Annotated in this window: 20 protein-coding genes; all 20 read left to right on the top strand. The window is 45.3% G+C overall.

Annotated elements, in window-relative coordinates:
- Window positions 1–25: 25 nt before the first annotated feature.
- The 20 genes from ACH97_RS06585 (at window position 26) to swrA (ending at window position 18316) form a co-directional block, all read left to right on the top strand.
- On the top strand, window positions 26–592 hold the full coding sequence (locus ACH97_RS06585) for a DUF6470 family protein (protein ID WP_048350279.1): 567 nt from the start codon (window positions 26–28) through the stop codon (window positions 590–592).
- Between the two features lie 21 nt (window positions 593–613).
- Window positions 614–1045, top strand: coding sequence for a flagellar assembly protein FliW (gene fliW / locus ACH97_RS06580; RefSeq protein ID WP_025807162.1), 432 nt, complete (start codon window positions 614–616; stop codon window positions 1043–1045).
- On the top strand, window positions 1039–1263 hold the full coding sequence (gene csrA, locus ACH97_RS06575) for a carbon storage regulator CsrA (RefSeq protein WP_003185697.1): 225 nt from the start codon (window positions 1039–1041) through the stop codon (window positions 1261–1263). The genes fliW and csrA overlap by 7 nt, the downstream gene beginning before the upstream one ends.
- Window positions 1264–1396: 133 nt before the next feature.
- A complete protein-coding gene (gene hag, locus ACH97_RS06570) occupies window positions 1397–2344 on the top strand; it encodes a flagellin Hag (protein WP_057957824.1) in 948 nt (315 codons plus the stop codon).
- A 184-nt stretch (window positions 2345–2528) separates the two neighbouring features.
- Window positions 2529–2870, top strand: a complete 342-nt coding sequence (gene flaG / locus ACH97_RS06565; RefSeq protein ID WP_011198350.1) for a flagellar protein FlaG — start codon at window positions 2529–2531, stop codon at window positions 2868–2870.
- A gap of 18 nt (window positions 2871–2888) precedes the next feature.
- Complete coding sequence (locus ACH97_RS06560) at window positions 2889–4370, top strand: flagellar hook-associated protein 2 (RefSeq protein ID WP_009329667.1); 1482 nt, start codon at window positions 2889–2891, stop codon at window positions 4368–4370.
- Between the two features lie 21 nt (window positions 4371–4391).
- On the top strand, window positions 4392–4793 hold the full coding sequence (gene fliS / locus ACH97_RS06555) for a flagellar export chaperone FliS (RefSeq protein WP_003185688.1): 402 nt from the start codon (window positions 4392–4394) through the stop codon (window positions 4791–4793).
- A complete protein-coding gene (gene fliT, locus ACH97_RS06550; RefSeq protein WP_003185686.1) occupies window positions 4793–5134 on the top strand; it encodes a flagella biosynthesis regulatory protein FliT in 342 nt (113 codons plus the stop codon). The genes fliS and fliT overlap by 1 nt, the downstream gene beginning before the upstream one ends.
- A 9-nt stretch (window positions 5135–5143) precedes the next feature.
- On the top strand, window positions 5144–5521 hold the full coding sequence (locus ACH97_RS06545) for a DUF8042 domain-containing protein (RefSeq protein WP_003185684.1): 378 nt from the start codon (window positions 5144–5146) through the stop codon (window positions 5519–5521).
- Window positions 5522–5747: 226 nt separating this feature from the next.
- Complete coding sequence (gene hpf / locus ACH97_RS06540) at window positions 5748–6308, top strand: ribosome hibernation-promoting factor, HPF/YfiA family (RefSeq protein ID WP_009329664.1); 561 nt, start codon at window positions 5748–5750, stop codon at window positions 6306–6308.
- 160 nt (window positions 6309–6468) lie between these two features.
- The gene (gene secA, locus ACH97_RS06535; RefSeq protein WP_003185681.1) at window positions 6469–8994 is read left to right on the top strand and encodes a preprotein translocase subunit SecA; all 2526 of its coding nucleotides are present in this window, start codon (window positions 6469–6471) and stop codon (window positions 8992–8994) included.
- A 62-nt stretch (window positions 8995–9056) separates the two neighbouring features.
- Window positions 9057–10158, top strand: a protein-coding gene (gene prfB, locus ACH97_RS06530) for a peptide chain release factor 2 (RefSeq protein WP_097366454.1) whose coding sequence is annotated in 2 segments (ribosomal slippage) — window positions 9057–9128 and window positions 9130–10158 — 1101 coding nt in all. Because the reading frame shifts where the segments join, the coding sequence is not laid out codon by codon here.
- A 201-nt stretch (window positions 10159–10359) separates the two neighbouring features.
- On the top strand, window positions 10360–11214 hold the full coding sequence (locus tag ACH97_RS06525; RefSeq protein WP_020453097.1) for a YitT family protein: 855 nt from the start codon (window positions 10360–10362) through the stop codon (window positions 11212–11214).
- Between the two features lie 48 nt (window positions 11215–11262).
- A complete protein-coding gene (gene cccB / locus ACH97_RS06520; RefSeq protein ID WP_020453096.1) occupies window positions 11263–11589 on the top strand; it encodes a cytochrome c551 in 327 nt (108 codons plus the stop codon).
- A 349-nt stretch (window positions 11590–11938) separates the two neighbouring features.
- A complete protein-coding gene (gene ftsE, locus ACH97_RS06515; protein ID WP_003185670.1) occupies window positions 11939–12625 on the top strand; it encodes a cell division ATP-binding protein FtsE in 687 nt (228 codons plus the stop codon).
- Window positions 12618–13508 (top strand): permease-like cell division protein FtsX, encoded by an 891-nt coding sequence (ftsX, locus tag ACH97_RS06510; protein ID WP_020453095.1) that lies wholly within the window; start codon window positions 12618–12620, stop codon window positions 13506–13508. The genes ftsE and ftsX overlap by 8 nt, the downstream gene beginning before the upstream one ends.
- A gap of 92 nt (window positions 13509–13600) precedes the next feature.
- On the top strand, window positions 13601–14851 hold the full coding sequence (locus ACH97_RS06505; RefSeq protein ID WP_020453094.1) for a murein hydrolase activator EnvC family protein: 1251 nt from the start codon (window positions 13601–13603) through the stop codon (window positions 14849–14851).
- Window positions 14852–15005: 154 nt separating this feature from the next.
- Window positions 15006–16064: a tartrate dehydrogenase gene (locus ACH97_RS06500; RefSeq protein WP_020453093.1), complete on the top strand. Its 1059-nt coding sequence runs from the start codon at window positions 15006–15008 to the stop codon at window positions 16062–16064.
- 127 nt (window positions 16065–16191) lie between these two features.
- Window positions 16192–17610, top strand: a complete 1419-nt coding sequence (gene ctpB, locus ACH97_RS06495) for a carboxy-terminal processing protease CtpB (protein WP_020453092.1) — start codon at window positions 16192–16194, stop codon at window positions 17608–17610.
- A 352-nt stretch (window positions 17611–17962) separates the two neighbouring features.
- A complete protein-coding gene (gene swrA / locus ACH97_RS06490) occupies window positions 17963–18316 on the top strand; it encodes a swarming motility protein SwrAA (RefSeq protein ID WP_003185659.1) in 354 nt (117 codons plus the stop codon).
- Window positions 18317–18435 lie beyond the last annotated feature (119 nt).

Here is an 18435-nt window from a genome sequence, read left to right as displayed (position 1 = left end):
TTTTCAGCAAAAGGAGGATATCATAATGGAGATGCCTAGGCTGATCATGCAAAATATCCCCGGCCGCATCGGTTTAACAACGACGCCGCCAGATTTGAAAATGGAACAGCCGCGCGCTGACTTGAAAATCGAGCAGCCGCCGGCCGAACTGAAGATTACAACCACCCCTTCAAAGCTCACGATTGACCAGACAAAAGCTTGGGAAGAGTTAGAAAGAAAGCATATATTTAAAAGGATTGAAGAAGGGGCGCAGCAGGGCTATCAGGATTGGCTCGCCGGAATGGCACGGACCGCTGAAGAAGGAGACGAAATGATGCGGATCGAAATCGAAGGCAATCCGCTTGCAGACCAGGCGAGGCGGAACAGCGAGCCTGAACCGATTCAAATCGGCGTTCATTTTACGCCGTCATTTGACAGGGTGAAAATCGCATACGAACCGGCTAAAGTGATCATTGAAGCGACGCCGCGCAAGCCTATCATCGAAGCAACGCCGAATAAACCGGTTGTTAACTATACGCCGGGCAGTGTGAAGGTTGACATGCTCCAATATCCGGAGGTAAAAATAGATGTGGAATACCCAAAACAAAAGTAATTCAGCAAAGGATCGTGAATGATGATCATTAAAACAAAGTATCACGGAGAAACGCAAATTCAAGAAGAACAGACAATCGTGTTTAAAAACGGCCTGCCTGGATTTACAGGGGAGAAGAAGTTCGTCATCCTGCCGCTTTCCGAGGATTCGCCGTTCGTCGTCCTTCAGTCGGTGCAGTCGGAAGAGCTGGCATTCATTGTCGCCAGTCCGTTCGTCTTTTTCAAAGATTATGGCTTTGATCTTGATGAAACGACGGTTGAACTTCTTGAAATCGAATCTGCCGAAGACGTTGAAGTAATGGCGATTTTAACGATCGAAGAGCCATTCGAGAAATCAACGGCCAATTTGATGGCGCCGATAGTGGTGAACCGCAGAAAGATGCTTGCCAAGCAAGTGATTTTGCATGACTCTTCTTATCTGACAAAGCAGCCGATAGGAGGGGAAGCATGCTAGTCTTATCCCGCAAGCTCAATGAAGCGATTCAAATCGGAGACGATATCGAAGTGAAAATCATATCCGTTGACGGAGATCAGGTGAAAATCGGCATCGACGCGCCGAAGCATATCGAAATTCACCGCAAGGAAATCTATTTGGCGATCCAGGAAGAAAACAGTCGGGCCGCTTCCATCTCAAACGATTTGCTTGCGAAATTATCCTCACAAAAAAAGTGAGGATTTTTTTATTTTTGCTATAAACAATTTCAAGGCACCTCCGATATAAAATATGTAGCAGGAAGGACAGCCTGAATGCTTCAAACATGCACATGGACGTGCAATCAAACACATTTCAAGGAGGAAATACACAATGAGAATCAACCACAACATTGCAGCGCTTAACACGCTGAACCGTCTGTCAGCAAACAACGGCGCAAGCCAAAAGAACATGGAGAAGCTTTCTTCTGGTCTTCGCATCAACCGTGCCGGAGATGACGCAGCAGGTCTTGCAATCTCTGAAAAAATGAGAGGACAAATCCGCGGTCTTGAAATGGCTTCTAAGAACGCTCAAGACGGCATCTCTCTTATCCAAACAGCTGAAGGTGCATTGACTGAGACTCACTCAATCCTTCAACGTGTTCGTGAACTAGTTGTTCAAGCTGGAAACACTGGAACACAACAAACTGAGGATTTAACAGCTATCCAAGACGAGATCAAAGCATTAAAAGACGAAATTGACGGCATCTCAGAACGTACGGAATTCAACGGTAAAAAATTGTTGGATGGTACTTTCAAAGCACCAGCAGATCCAGCAGATCCAGCAGATCCAGCAGATCCAGCAGCCCCAGCGGCAGATAATAAATCTCTAATTTTCCAAATTGGAGCTAACGCAAAACAACAAATTTCTGTAAATATTGAAAATATGAGTGCTGGCGCTCTTGGAATCAAAGAAGATGACGGAACAATCGCAGCTGGCCATTCAGTAAGTGACATTAATGTAACAAAGTTTGCTGATAACGCAGCTACTGAACCAGATGTTGGTTTCAATGACCAATTGAAAATCGTTGACAATGCGATCAGCCAAGTATCTGCACAACGTGCTAAACTTGGTGCGGTACAAAACCGTCTAGAGCACACAATCAACAACCTTGGTGCTTCTTCTGAAAACTTGACAGCTGCTGAGTCTCGTATCCGCGACGTTGACATGGCTAAAGAAATGAGCGAGTTCACAAAGAACAACATTCTTTCTCAAGCTTCTCAAGCTATGCTTGCTCAAGCGAACCAACAGCCGCAAAACGTTCTTCAGTTGCTTCGTTAATTTTAAAAAGATCTTGGCCTTTGCCAAGGTCTTTTTTACATTTATCCAAGAATCCTTTGCAGGGATTCTTTTTTTTAATTAAACCACTTTGTCTTTTCTCATAATTTTTTTCCATAAAGATATTTAATCTCATTCGCCCTTAGCCGATATAAGTTTTAGATCATAGCATAGGGGATGGTGAAAATTGTCGATCAATAGATTGTCATCTTTAGAACCCATTATTGATGCTTACAAAACACAGATGTTGAATAAACAGTATGAAGCTGTGGAACGCCCGCAGCAGACGGACGCTGCAGAATTTACATTTGCTCAGCTTGAAAAAACCATACAAGGCGCAAACAACCTTTTGGAGCCGTCGCAGGTGCACCTACAGTTTGTGCTTCACGAAAAATTGGGAGAGTATTATGTGAAGGTCGTGGACAATCGGACAGAGGAAGTCGTCCGCGAGATTCCGCCAAAGGAGTGGCTCGATTTTTATGCGGCGATGGCGGAATTTATGGGATTAATTGTCGATAAAACTACATAGAACAGGAGTGTTAAAGAAATGGCGATCAGAATATCAGGATTAGCTTCAGGTATGGATATAGACGACATTGTCAGCAAATTAATGAAGACGGAGCGCGTCCCGCTTGATAAGCTTACTCAAAAGAAACAGACTTTGGAATGGCAGCGCGACAGCTATCGTGAAATCAATACGAAAATTAAAGATTTGCAGGAATCCATCAACCTTATGCTCCGTCCCAGCACGTACGGCGCGAAAAAGGTGACAAGCTCTGACGAGTCGGCGGTTACGGCAACAGGCACCACGAATGCGGCGTCAGGCACGATCCAAGTCAACAAGCTGGCGACTGCGGCCACCTATAAATCTTCCAGCCTTTCAGGGTATACCGGGAGCGATCAAACGCTAACTTTCCAAGTGACAGCACCTGGAGAAACGACTGCGAAAAAAGTTGAAATCAGCGTCAGCAGCACGGATACGCTGGATGACATCGTTTCCAAAGTCAACAAATCAAATTTGGGCGTAACCGCTATGAAAGAAAAGATTTATAACGGTTCTGAATATGTAGAAACGATCGCTTTCACATCAAAAGCAACCGGCGCAGGGGGCAGCATACAGGCAGCTGATGATGCGACGGCGAGCTTTATGTCCAATCAGCTCGGATTTGCGCTTGATGCCGACAACAAGCTGACAGCCAGCCAAGCCGGCCAAAACGCCGAAGTTGTCATCAACGGATTGCAGATTGAGAAGACAACGAACAACTTTACCGTTAATAATGTGACATATCAGTTGAAGAATACGACAAACAGCCCCGTTTCGCTTGATGTAGCGACTGATGTTGACGGGATTTATGAAAAGATTAAAGACTTTGTCACACAGTACAACGAACTGATCGATATGGTCAACGGCAAGCTCACGGAAAAGAAATACCGCGACTATACGCCGCTGACAGAAGAACAGAAAAAAGATATGACGGAAAAGCAAATTGAGCTGTGGGAAGAAAAAGCGAAAAGCGGATTGTTAAGGGGCGACACGATTTTAAGCGGCGCCACCAATCAAATGAGGACAGATTTTTATTCGAATGTCTCTGTGAACGGCGAATCGCTGCAGCTCACTCAGTTTGGAATTACGACATCAAGCGTATACAGTCAGCGCGGTCATTTAGAGATCAACGAAGAAAAGCTGAAAGCGAAAATTAAAGAAGACCCTGACAGTGTGGCAAACCTCTTTATGGCGGGAACGAGCAGCACGGAAAATTACAATGAAAAAGGCATCATGAGACGCCTTCAGACGGTTTTGACCGATACGAAGAAGCAGATTGAAGATAAAGCCGGAAATTCAGCAATGGCAAACAATCAATTTACAATCGGGAAAAACTTGAATACAGTTGAATCTGATATTTCGTCCATGAATAACCGCCTGACACAAATCGAAAATCGCTATTATACAAAGTTCACGGCGATGGAAAAAGCGATTCAAAAAATGAATGAACAATCGACATACTTGGCGCAATTGCTTGGACAATAATTGTAATTTGGAGGATCAACAATGGCTTTAAACAATCCGTATGCAGCTTATCAGCAAAATTCAATCAACATGGCGACTCCTGGAGAATTGACGCTTATGCTATTTGACGGCTGCCTTAAATTTATGAAGCTGGCGAAACAGGCGATTGAACAAGAGGATATGGAAACGAAAAATACGAACCTTGTCAAAGCTCAAAACATTATACAGGAGCTCAATATCACCCTTGATCGGAAAGTCGAATTGGCCGCTTCGATGGGGGCGATGTACGAGTATATCCACCGCCGCCTGATTGAAGCAAACATTAACAATGACAAAGATATCGTGGCGGAAGTCGAAGGGTATGTCAAAGATTTACGCGATGCCTGGAAGCAGGCGCTTCAAATTGAACGGCAGGGCCGGTTCGGATCGGGCGGACTGGCATAATGGAAAAGATTGAGCTGCTCTACAGCGAAACAAAACATATGCTCGCTCAAATAAAAGGCGCCCCGGAAAGCGACGAGCTGGTTCAGGCAATTGAAGATTTTCTTAAAAAACGCGATGGCTTGATCCGCGAGATCAAGCCGCCTCTTTCTGAGACGGAAAAGCGGCAGCTGCAGCAGGTGACGGATATGGAGCCATTGATCATGGCCGAACTGAAAAGGCTGCAGCAGGCTGTCAAGCAGGAGCTGCTTCAGGCGAAGCAGAAGCGTGCCATGCATCATTCCTATATCAATCCGTACGCCAACATGACGATTGACGGCACATATTATGACAAGCGCAAATAGGTGATCGCTTTGACAAGCACCGACGATTACATGCTCTTAACGACTTATTATCAGCTTTTGTTTACGATTGAAGAGGGGTTTTGCTATTTAATAGAAGCGAATCAAGATTTGGCGAAGACAGAAGGAGAGCGGATTTTTAACGATTTAATCTATGCTTTTTTTCAGTTGGATTCGTCGCACGCTGTTTTGCTGTCGATTTTGGAGACAAGCTGTGCCAAATCTTCGATTCGTTTTTTTGACAGAGTCTTCCGTGAGTTTGACAGCTTGATCTACTACAATTATCCGTCTGCTGAATTTCAGCATGACTTGATCCATCACTTTTTACCGCTTTATCGGGAATGGATGAAAACGATCCACCAATGCATGAAACCTTATGTCATCCATTAATGGCATACATCTGTCAGGATTCTGCAGGTGTATGCCGTTATTTTTTGTTCTTATTTTATCCGCATGTGAATATATTTAAGATTTAATAAAGGGGCTCAGATGGCAGGAGACAAACTTCGTCAAAATTCACGGATTTTTCACATAATTTTTACGTTTATGCAGGAATTCAGCAGGGAAAAGACGAAATATATTTACATATCCTTAATATAAAGGAGGCGTTCTTTTGATGGAGTTCAACGTCAGAGGAGAAAATATTGAGGTAACACCAGCGTTAAGAGAACACGTCGAGAAGAAGATTGGAAAGCTTGAGCGTTATTTTGAAAATAACGTTGATGCGATTGTTCACGTCAACTTAAAATTCTACAATGATCAGGAATCAAAGGTGGAAGTGACAATTCCAATGACAGACCTCTCTCTCCGTGCGGAAGTTCACCACGAAGATATGTACAATGCAATCGATCTCGCAACGAACAAACTGGAACGTCAAATACGCAAGCATAAAACAAAAGTTAACCGGAAATTCCGCGAAAAAGGTTCTTCGAAGCATGTTTTTGCAGAAGGAAACGGCATCGGAACGGCCGTGCAGGAAGACATTGAGGATGAACAGCCGCAGGTTGTCCGTCAAAAGCGCTTTAATTTAAAGCCGATGGATAATGAAGAAGCGATTTTACAAATGAATATGCTTGGACACAGCTTCTTTGTATTCACGAACGCCGAAACCAATCTGACCAATGTGGTCTACCGAAGAAACGATGGAAAATACGGTTTGATCGAGCCGAACGAATAAATATATCGAGTCCCCTCCCGGATCTTCCGCAGAGGGGATTTTTTCCGTTCCCCCGCGGTAAATTGTTTGGAAATGACAAAAGGTATGATATGATATTGCATATATAAAAATTACTGTTTACTCATGCTTAAACAAGGAAATTAAAGAGGAGCGTTATTCTATGCTTGGAATTTTAAATAAAGTGTTTGATCCGACAAAACGCACGCTCAGCCGTTATGAAAAGAAAGCGAACGAGATTGATGCGCTCAAGGCAGATATAGAGAAGCTTTCAGACGAAGCTTTGAAGCAAAAGACGATCGAGTTCAAAGAGCGCCTTGAAAAAGGCGAAACGGTTGACGATCTTTTGGTTGAAGCGTTTGCCGTTGTCAGGGAAGCTTCCCGGCGCGTGACAGGCATGTTTCCGTTTAAGGTTCAGCTGATGGGGGGCGTCGCCCTTCATGAAGGGAATATCGCCGAAATGAAAACGGGGGAAGGTAAAACGCTGACTTCCACAATGCCCGTTTACTTGAACGCTCTGTCAGGGAAAGGCGTTCACGTCGTGACGGTCAACGAATACCTGGCGAGCCGCGACGCTGAAGAGATGGGGAAAATCTTTGAGTTTCTCGGGCTGACGGTCGGCCTAAACCTGAACAGCCTGTCAAAAGACGAGAAGCGTGAAGCCTATGCAGCAGATATTACGTATTCTACGAATAATGAGCTTGGCTTTGACTATTTGCGCGACAACATGGTGCTTTATAAAGAGCAGATGGTTCAGCGCCCGCTTCATTTTGCGGTCATCGATGAAGTCGACTCCATTTTGATCGATGAAGCAAGAACGCCGCTCATCATTTCTGGACAAGCGGCCAAATCCACCAAGCTTTATGTTCAGGCCAATGCGTTTGTCCGCACGCTAAAAGCGGATCAGGACTACACATACGATGTGAAAACAAAAGGCGTTCAGCTGACTGAAGAGGGGATGACAAAAGCTGAAAAGGCATTTGGCATCGAAAACTTGTTTGACGTCCGCCATGTCGCCTTAAACCATCATATTGCCCAGGCGCTGAAAGCCCATGCGGCGATGCATAAAGACGTCGACTACGTCGTCGAAGACGGTCAGGTCGTTATCGTCGACTCTTTTACAGGCCGTTTGATGAAAGGCCGCCGCTACAGCGACGGACTTCACCAGGCCATTGAAGCGAAGGAAGGCCTTGAGATCCAAAATGAGAGCATGACGCTCGCGACGATCACCTTCCAGAACTATTTCCGAATGTATGAAAAATTGGCCGGAATGACGGGTACCGCAAAAACGGAAGAAGAAGAATTCCGCAACATCTACAACATGCAGGTTGTTACGATTCCGACCAACAAGCCGATTGCCCGCGATGACCGACCGGATTTAATTTACCGGACCATGGAAGGAAAATTTAAAGCTGTTGCAGAGGATGTCGCCCAGCGCTATATGGTCGGACAGCCGGTACTTGTCGGTACGGTTGCGGTTGAAACATCTGAATTGATATCAAGGCTCCTTAAAAATAAAGGAATCCCGCATCAAGTGTTGAACGCGAAAAACCATGAGCGGGAAGCTCAGATTATCGAAGATGCCGGGCAAAAAGGCGCGGTCACCATCGCGACCAACATGGCGGGCCGCGGAACGGACATCAAGCTTGGCGAAGGTGTAAAAGAGCTTGGCGGACTGGCCGTCATCGGTACGGAACGCCATGAATCACGGCGGATTGACAACCAGCTGCGCGGACGTTCAGGCCGTCAGGGGGACCCTGGTATCACCCAATTTTATCTGTCCATGGAAGATGAATTAATGAAACGCTTCGGCGCAGAGCGGACGATGGCGATGCTTGACCGCTTCGGAATGGACGATTCGACGCCGATACAGAGCAAGATGGTTTCAAGAGCGGTCGAATCTTCACAGAAGCGTGTGGAAGGCAACAACTTTGATGCCCGTAAGCAGCTTCTGCAATACGATGACGTGCTCCGCCAGCAGCGCGAAGTCATCTATAAACAGCGCTTTGAGGTCATCGATTCCGATAACCTCCGCTCCATCGTCGAAAATATGATTAAAGCTTCACTCGAGCGGGCTGTTGCTTCATATACGCCGAAGGAAGATCTGCCTGAAGAGTGGAATCTTGACGGCCTTGTGGAGCTTGTAAATGCGAATTTCCTTGATGAAGGTGGAGTGGAGAAAAGCGACATTTTCGGAAAAGAGCCCGAGGAGATTACAGAGCTCATTTACGACCGCATCAAAACGAAATACGATGAGAAAGAAGAGCGGTACGGCTCTGAACAAATGCGCGAATTTGAGAAAGTCATCGTTCTCCGCGAAGTGGATACGAAATGGATGGATCACATCGATGCGATGGATCAACTGCGGCAAGGAATTCATCTGCGCGCTTATGCTCAGACAAACCCGCTCCGCGAGTATCAGATGGAAGGCTTTGCAATGTTTGAAAACATGATCGCGGCGATTGAAGATGATGTAGCCAAATTCGTCATGAAGGCTGAAATCGAAAACAACCTTGAGCGCGAAGAGGTCATTCAAGGACAGACGACAGCCCATCAGCCGAAAGAAGGCGATGAGGAAAAACAAGCGAAGAAAAAACCGGTCCGCAAAGCGGTGGATATCGGACGCAATGATCCTTGCTACTGCGGAAGCGGAAAAAAATATAAAAACTGCTGCGGAAGAACAGAATAAAAAGAGGTGCTAGCCTCTTTTTATTTTGAATCGGCTGAAATATATGATGAGGTGAAAGAATAATGGAATTGGCAGAAATCAGACAGGAACTTGAAAATATGGCTACTCGGTTAGCGGACTTCAGGGGGTCTCTTTGACCTCGAAACAAAGGAAGCAAGAATCAGCGAATTAGACGAGCAGATGGCTGACCCCGACTTTTGGGGAGATCAGCAGAAAGCGCAGACGATCATTAATGAAGCGAATGCGTTAAAAGACTATGTCAACACGTACAAAAGTTTAAGCGAGTCTCATGAAGAACTGCAAATGACACATGATCTTTTAAAAGAAGATCCTGACCAGGACCTGCAAAATGAACTGGTCAACGAGCTGAAAAGCTTAACAAAGCAGTTTAATGAATTTGAGCTCCAGCTATTGTTAAGCGAGCCTTATGATAAAAACAATGCGATCCTTGAGCTTCACCCGGGAGCCGGCGGCACCGAATCACAGGATTGGGGTTCAATGCTTCTCAGAATGTACACCAGGTGGGCAGAGCGCCGCGGATTCAAGGTGGAAACCCTTGATTACCTTCCAGGAGATGAGGCGGGAATCAAGTCTGTCACTCTCCTGATTAAAGGCCACAATGCCTACGGTTATTTAAAAGCCGAAAAAGGCGTGCACAGGCTCGTCAGAATTTCTCCGTTTGACTCTTCAGGGCGCAGGCACACGTCGTTTGTGTCTTGTGATGTCATGCCTGAATTCAACGAAGAAATCGACATTGAGATCCGTACGGAAGATATTAAAGTCGATACGTACAGGGCAAGCGGCGCCGGCGGCCAGCACGTCAATACGACAGACTCCGCCGTCAGGATCACCCACTTGCCGACAGGCGTCATCGTCACTTGTCAGACAGAGCGATCACAAATTAAAAACCGCGAACGTGCCATGAAAATGCTGAAGTCGAAGCTGTATCAGCGCAGAATCGAAGAGCAGCAGGCACAGCTTGACGAAATTCGCGGCGAACAAAAAGAAATCGGCTGGGGAAGCCAGATCCGCTCATACGTTTTCCATCCGTATTCCCTAGTGAAGGATCATAGAACGAACACGGAAATGGGGAACGTGCAGGCGGTTATGGACGGAGACATTGACTCTTTCATCGACGCATATTTGCGTTCAAAGCTTTCCTAAATTGGAGAAAGACACATCCATATTGTGAGATGTGTCTTTTTTTTGCGGGTAAATCCGCCTGGATATGTTCAGCCTAAGCCGTAAGAAGCTTTGTCCCTCTGCCGCTTTATCCGATTAATACGTTATTTGGCTGTTATTTACTTACAATAAGCTAAATGCTATACTCTCGATTGGTAACGAATCGTGCGGAGGATGACAGATATGAATATGGATAAAACGAGACATCAATTGTTTGCGGTGTTGCGTGACTACGGCTATATCCTGTTTGGATCAGCTGTCGTCGCTATGACATTTAATATGTTTCTGCTTCCCAACCGGATTGCAGCCGGCGGAGTCAGCGGCATCAGCACCATTTTGCAATCATTCGGCTTTGAAGCTGCCTATGTGCAATGGGCATTTAATATTCCTTTATTTATTGCCGGGATTCTCATACTCGGAGGAAAATTCGGCATTAAAACGCTTGTCGGGTCTGTTTTTCTCCCCTTTATCGTATATATGACACGGGACATTGCTCCGGCGACAGAGAATCCGCTCTTAGCCGCCATTTTCGGCGGTGTCGGCATCGGAGTTGGTATCGGGATGGTCTTTCTCGGAAGGGGTTCTACAGGCGGGACTGCGCTGGCTGCGCAAATCATTCATAAGTACACCGGGCTTTCGCAAGGCAAATGTTTGGCGCTGATCGACGGAACGATCGTCCTGTCGGCGATGTTTGTTTTTAACATCGAACAGGGACTGTATGCTATGCTTGGCGTTTATATATCAAGCAAAACCATCGATGTTATCCAGGTCGGGCTGAACCGTTCCAAAATGGCGATGATCATTACCAACCGGGAAGAGGAAGTTCGACATGCGGTACTGAATAAAATTGACAGAGGGATTACGAAAATATCAGCGGTCGGAGGCTATACAGATGATGAGCGGCCCATTTTGATGTGCGTGGTCGGCCAGACCGAGTTCACAAAGCTGAAACAACTCGTGAAACACATTGATGAGTCTGCATTTGTCATTGCGATGGATGCTTCAGAGGTGCTTGGCGAGGGTTTTAAACGCGCGTAATCGAGGTTATAATAAAGGTTGACTTGTTAAAGGAGCTGACTTAAAAAAATGAAAATGAAGCTGTTTACTCTGTTTATGGCTGTTTCTTTTGTGCTGGCTGCCTGCGGGGGCAATAACAATGAAAGCAAAGAGAAAAACACAGGCGGGCAAGCAACTGCAACGGACGGGGAAGAGATTTACCAGCAAAACTGCACAGGCTGCCATGGTAAGGATTTGTCCGGCGGTTCCGCCCCGAGCTTGAAAGAAGTTGGCGGCAAGTATAAGGAAAGCGAAATTAAAGACATTGTAGTCAACGGCCGCGGCGGAATGCCTGGCAATCTTGTAGACGAAAAAGAAGCTGAAGCGGTCGCGAAGTGGCTTTCAGAGAAAAAATAAGAATGCCTTGCCGGTCAGGAGGCGAAGAGAACCTTCTTCACATTCGGGTGAAAAAGGTTCTTTTTTTGTTGAAAAGGCCTTTATACCTATTAAAGAACGAAAAAAACAAGTTCTTTTATCTCAGAAAAGGCCCAAAGTACAAATTTTTTGTCTGATTTTGCGTTTTTCCTATAACTTATGTCGGCATTGAAACAAAACTGTAATATCATTTTGTCTAATCTTGACGTATAATGGGTGTTGTTGAAAAAGGGCTTGGATCAATACCGTTTACCGTGAATTTAGCAGGACACAAAACGACATGTCCTTTCGAAGAGTATGACCGTATAAACATAGAAGATTAGGTGATTACATGATCGAAATAAAAGATGTATATAAGACTTATTCCAACGGGGTCTCGGCGCTGAACGGAATAAGCATCTCTATATATCCCGGGGAATTTGTTTATGTTGTAGGACCGAGCGGAGCAGGAAAATCAACCTTCATTAAAATGATTTACCGCGAAGAAAAGCCTTCCAAAGGGAAGATTGTCATAAACAATAAAAATTTGGCGCAGCTCAAAGAAAAAGAGATTCCTTTTATCAGAAGGAAAATCGGCGTTGTATTCCAGGACTTTAAACTGCTGCCAAAGCTGACGGTGTTTGAAAATGTTGCATTTGCTTTAGAGGTCATCGGGGAGCGTCCAGAGGTGATCAGAAAAAAAGTGCTTGAAGTGCTTGATCTTGTCCAGCTGAAGCACAAAGCAAGGCAATTCCCTGATCAGCTGTCCGGGGGAGAACAGCAACGGGTTTCAATTGCACGGTCAATCGTCAACGACCCTGATGTCGTGATCGCTGACGAGCCGACGGGAAACCTTGACCCTGAGACGTCTTGGGAAATCATGAAGACGCTCGAGGAGATCAACAACCGCGGAACAACAGTCGTTATGGCGACTCATAACAAAGAAATCGTAAACACCATGAAGAAACGGGTCATCGCAATCGAAGACGGGGTCATTGTGCGTGATGAAGCTAGAGGGGAGTATGGTTCTTATGATTAGAACTCTCGGACGGCATTTGCGCGAGAGCTTAAAATCTCTCGGGAGAAACGCGTGGATGACTTTCGCATCCATCAGTGCTGTAACAGTTACACTTATCTTGGTCGGCGTGTTCATGGTCATCATGCTGAACGTATACAATATGACATTAAAAGCCGAACAGGAAGTCGAAGTCAAAGTGCTTGTTGACTTGACGGCCAACCAGGACCAAAAAAATACATTGGAAAAAGAAATTAAACAAATACCGGAAATCAGCAGTGTCAAATATTCATCTAAAGATGAAGAGCTGAAAAACCTGAAAGACAGCTTTGGCGAAGACGGGAAATTCTTTGCAATGTTCGAGCAGGAAAACCCGCTGAACGATGCATTTGTCGTAAAAACAAAAGACCCTCAAGACACACCGAAAGCTGCCAAGAAGCTTGAGAAGCTGACCAACGTCTATAAGGTGACATACGGGCAGGAGCAGGTAGACCGCCTGTTTAAAATCAGCGGTGTCACCAAAGTAATCGGGATTGCATTGGTTGTCGGCCTGCTGTTTACGGCGATGTTTTTAATCTCTAATACGATCAAAATCACGATTTTTGCAAGACGCAAAGAAATCGAGATTATGAAACTTGTAGGCGCGACAAACTGGTTCATTCGCTGGCCGTTCTTCATTGAAGGTCTGCTCTTAGGCGTATGCGGTTCTATCATTCCGATCGCTATTTTGCTCGGAACGTATCATCATGCCGTTAAGTGGATCGCTCCGAAAGTTCAGGGCACATTCATACAGCTCTTGCCGTACAATCCGTTCGTCTTCCAAATTTCAGCGATCCTTGTGCTGATCGGAGCCGTTATCGGTGTATGGGGAAGCTTGATGTCGATTCGCAAATTCTTAAAAGTTTAAACCGGCGCTCTCGCCGGTTGTATCATGTTTAAAGCTGGGATGCCTGCAAAGCGCCGGGCTCCCTTGATTCTGAAGGCAAGGAGGAACCAAGGTTGAAAAGAAAGCTTATGACGCTGGGGCTGACCGCTGTGCTCGGATCGTCGGCAGTGCTGATCCCCCTAAAAAGCAACCATGCTTTAGCTTATGAAGACTTGGAGAAAGAAAAGAGCGACGTTCAAAGCAAGAAATCTGAAAACGAGTCAAAACTCGAGAAAAAGAAACAGGAGCTTTCAAAGCTTGAATCAAAAGAAGCAGGCCTGAAAAGCGAGATCGAGAAAATCGACCGTCAGATGACGAACACGAATGAAAAGCTGGAAAAGAAAAACGAAGAAATCGACCAAACAAAGAAAAGCATTGAAGAGCTGAAAAAGCAAATCAAAAAGCTTAAAGAAAAGATTGAAAAACGCAATAAAATATTGAAAGACCGGGTTCGCTCCATGCAGGAAAACGGCGGTTCCGTTCAATACATAGATGTGCTTCTCGGCTCGAAAAGCTTTGGGGATTTCATCAGCCGTGCGGGTGCGGTTTCGACAATTGTCGAAGCTGATAAAGACCTGATGGAAGAGCAAAAGCGCGATCTTCAGCTTGTTGAGGAAAAGGAGACAAAGCTGAGCAAGGATCTTGAAAGCCTTGAAAAAGCGCTCAAAGACCTGGAAGATTTAAAAAAGACGCTCGACAAGCAGCAAAAAGAGAAAGCAAACGTCATGAAAAAAGTGAAGCAAGATAAAGATCATGCGCATGAAGAACTTGGTTCACTCGAAAATGAAGCAGAAATTTTAAAGCGTCAGGATGAAGCGATCAAAGCTGAAGAGGCGCATCGGAAAAAGCAGGAAGCTGAAGCGAGCCGCCGGGCTTCAAGCGGCCAATCGGAAGCCTCTTCTTCTAAACCGTCGGCACCAAGCAGCTCAGGCTTTATCCGTCCTGCTTCCGGCACATTTACTTCCGGGTTCGGAAATCGTTCGCTCGGGAATCACTTCGGCGTAGATATCGCCAAGCGCGGTTCAGGTGTTCCGATTCATGCGGCAGCCGCCGGAACGGTCTATAACGCCCATTACTCGTCCAGCTACGGCAATGTTGTGTTTATTACCCATAATATCAACGGGCAAACATATCAGACGGTCTACGCTCACATGTCTTCGATTAAAGTGCAGACAGGCCAGCGTGTTGAACAGGGACAAGTGATCGGAACGATGGGAAATACAGGCCAATCCTACGGGCAGCATCTTCACTTTGAAATTCATAAAGGCCTTTGGAACAACGCGAAATCCAATGCTGTTGACCCGGCCAATTATATACCGCTTTAAAAATGAAAGCCGATTCGTCCGGAAATGGACCGAATCGGCTTTTTGTTATTCAAATCGAGATGCTTCAAAATTTGTTCTTGTCAGAAAATAACACAAGGTATAGAATGAAAGTGACACCTGTCGACAGTCGACTATTTGAATAGGGGATGATCTAATGAAAGTATTCAACATTGCCAGCATACCCGGTGACGGAGTAGGAAAAGAAGTCGTACCTGCTGCACAGCGAGTTTTGAAAGCGGTTTCTGATGTTCACGGAGGACTCTCATTTCGGTTTACGGAGTTTCCATACAGCTGCGAGTATTATTTGGAACACGGGGAAATGATGCCCGATGACGGTATGGAGCAGCTGAAAGAGTTCGACAGCATCTTCCTTGGAGCGGTAGGAAACAGCAAGCTTGTCCCCGACCATATTTCCCTATGGGGGCTGCTCATTAAAATCCGCCGCGAATTTGAACAGGTCATCAATGTTAGACCTGCGAAATATTTGCAAGGAATCAAGTCTCCGCTGGCCAATCCAAAAGATTTCGATCTTCTTGTCGTCAGGGAAAACAGTGAAGGGGAATACAGCTCGATCGGAGGCAGAATCTTCAGAGATGAAGATGAAATCGCCATCCAAAATGCCGTTTTTTCAAGAAAAGGGGCGGAGAGGGCGATGCGCTTTGCATTTGAGTTGGCGGCTAAACGGAAAAAGCATGTCACAAGCGCAACAAAATCGAACGGAATCGTATATTCAATGCCTTTTTGGGATGAAGTCTTTGCGAACACGGCAAAAGACTACCCTGGCATTACCGCTGATTCGCAGCACATTGACGCGCTGTCGGCCTTTTTTGTAACGAAGCCGGAGAAGCTTGACGTCATTGTTGCCAGCAACTTATTCGGTGATATTTTGACCGATATCGGGGCGGCGATTATGGGGAGTATAGGCGTGGCACCGGCCGCCAATATCAATGTAAACGGCAAATATCCGTCCATGTTTGAGCCTGTGCACGGCTCTGCCCCGGATATTATCGGCAAAGGAATTGCAAACCCGATCGGCCAAATTTGGACGGCTAAAATGATGCTTGATCATTTTGGAGAAGAAGAACTCGGTGCCAGATTGCTTGACGTGATCGAAGACGTTCTAAAAAGCGGTTACTTGACGCCTGATATCGGCGGTTCAAGTACGACGGATGAAGTGACAGAAGAAATCATCAAGCGTGTGAAGACTATATAAGCAAAAGCTGCCGGCAATCCGGCAGTTTTTTTGCTGTGAATGGAAAATCGATTACATGATACGGGCGGTTTTTGCGCATAATACTTCAAGCAACAAAATATAGTGCAGGCAGAAGAGGAGGTATAGGATGAATCAGAAGATTGCACGGCTCATCATTGCGCTCAGCCTGTTATGCGGCTTGGTAACAGGCGCCGGTCCGATTCCGTTTCATGATGCCGTTCCAAAAGCATCAGCGGCTGCCGTCAGAAACGAATTGGAGAAAATTGAGAAAGCGTATGACCTGATTTCAAATGAATATGTAGAGCAGGTCGACAGGGAAAAGCTGTTGGAAGGAGCCATACAGGGCATGCTTTCAACATTGAATGACCCATACTCGGTTTATATGGATAAACAGACGGCAAAGCGGTTTTCAGATTCCCTTGATTCCTCTTTTGAAGGAATCGGCGCAGAAATCGGAATGGAAGACAGGAAAATCATTATCGTTTCTCCTTTTAAACAGTCTCCGGCAGAGAAAGCCGGATTAAAGCCGAACGATGAAATCATCAGTATCGACGGCGATTCCATGGCCGGAATGGATTTGAATGACGCCGTATTAAAGATCAGGGGCAAAAAGGGGTCGACGGTTACGCTGAAAGTTCATCGGCCCGGCATGAAAGATCAGCTGACATTTACAATTAAGCGCGATGAAATTCCGCTGGAAACGGTATTTGCTTCCATTAAAAAAATACAGGACAAACCTGTCGGCTATATCGCAATATCTTCCTTTTCCGAACATACGGCAAAAGATTTTACTGCTGAACTGAAAAAGCTTGAGAAAAAGGGAATAAAAGGGCTCGTTTTGGATGTAAGAGGCAATCCGGGCGGATACTTGCAAAGCGTTGAAGACATTTTAAAACATTTTGTGACAAAAGATCATCCATATATACAAATCGCCGAAAGAAACGGAAATAAAAAACAATACTTTTCAAAATTAAAAGAGAAAAAACCATATCCTGTGAGCGTGATTACGGACAAGGGCAGCGCTTCAGCGTCGGAAATTCTTGCAGGTGCATTAAAAGAAGCCGAGGGTTACGACGTGGTGGGCGATCCTTCCTTTGGAAAGGGAACCGTCCAGCAAGCGGTTCCGATGGGAGACGGAAGCAATATTAAGCTGACGCTGTATAAATGGCTGACGCCTAAAGGGAATTGGATCCATAAGCAGGGAATTCAGCCGACCGTTCCAGTCGCCCAGCCTGCATATTTCTCGGTGGGGCCTGTACAGCTGAAGGAGCCTCTCAAGCCGGATATGAACAACAATGAAATTAAGCGGGCACAGCACCTGCTGAAAGGACTCGGGTTTGTCCCCGGCCGGGAAGACGGCTATTACAGTAAAGGCACAAAAAAAGCCGTCATGGCGTTTCAGGCTGAAAACAAGCTGAAACAAACGGGCATCATTGACCAAAAAACGGCAAATACAATGAACCTGCGGATTGAAGAGAAAAAGATGAAAGAAAAGAACGATCTTCAGCTGCAAACCGCATTAAAAGTGCTGTTTAACAAAAAGTGAGGACACAGGATGTCCTCACTTTTTTTATTCTCAGAAAATAAATTCTCAATCTTTTTACCTAAAATTTTTGTTTTTTCATAAAAAAAACATTCATAATGAATAGAATTGACCCGATAACATAAGTGTATGGGAGACTTTATAAGGATGTAAAGATGCAGTAAAAATGTAACTTTTGCAAGTTGTATAACTAAGGAAAACTTTTTAAAATAGAACCAAAGCTTTTTCAAGAATTATAATGTGTGCATTTTTTTTGCGGAGAATGTTAGCGCGGTTTGCGTTCTTCGTCTCTGTTGGTGGAGTCGTCTGACGCTTGCGCTTTTCTTATATATAAATAATAAATGGGGGTACACGATTGAAAAGGGCAAGTATTGTGAGAGAGAAAAAATACTATGAATTAGTGGAGCAGTTAAAAGTTCGATCACAAGACGTTACGTTTTCCGCTACAAAGGCAGTAGGGTTGCTTATGCTGTTCAGCAGATACCTCGTAAACTACACTTCGGTCGAAAGTGTGGAGGATATCAATGAGGATTGCGCGGAACTTTATTTCAACTACTTGATGGACAACCACAAGCGGCTCGGCATCAATCTGACCGATATCAAGCGGTCAATGCAGCTGATAGGAGATATTCTAGATGTCGAAGTCAATCATTACCTGAAAGACTTTTCTTTGTCGAATGTGACGCTTTGGATGAGCCAGGAGAAATAAACCTCACGTTTACCATACCCAAGCATTTTATTATTTGTTAGAATAATAATAAAATGCACCAGCTTGCCTAAAGGTGCCAGCATTTGTCGTCACGAATGCGCTTAAAAAGCACCGGCGTT

The sequence above is a fragment of the Bacillus paralicheniformis genome (assembly GCF_001042485.2).
In the GTDB taxonomy this organism is placed as follows: domain Bacteria; phylum Bacillota; class Bacilli; order Bacillales; family Bacillaceae; genus Bacillus; species Bacillus paralicheniformis.
This window is presented reverse-complemented; position numbering and strand designations above follow the sequence as displayed.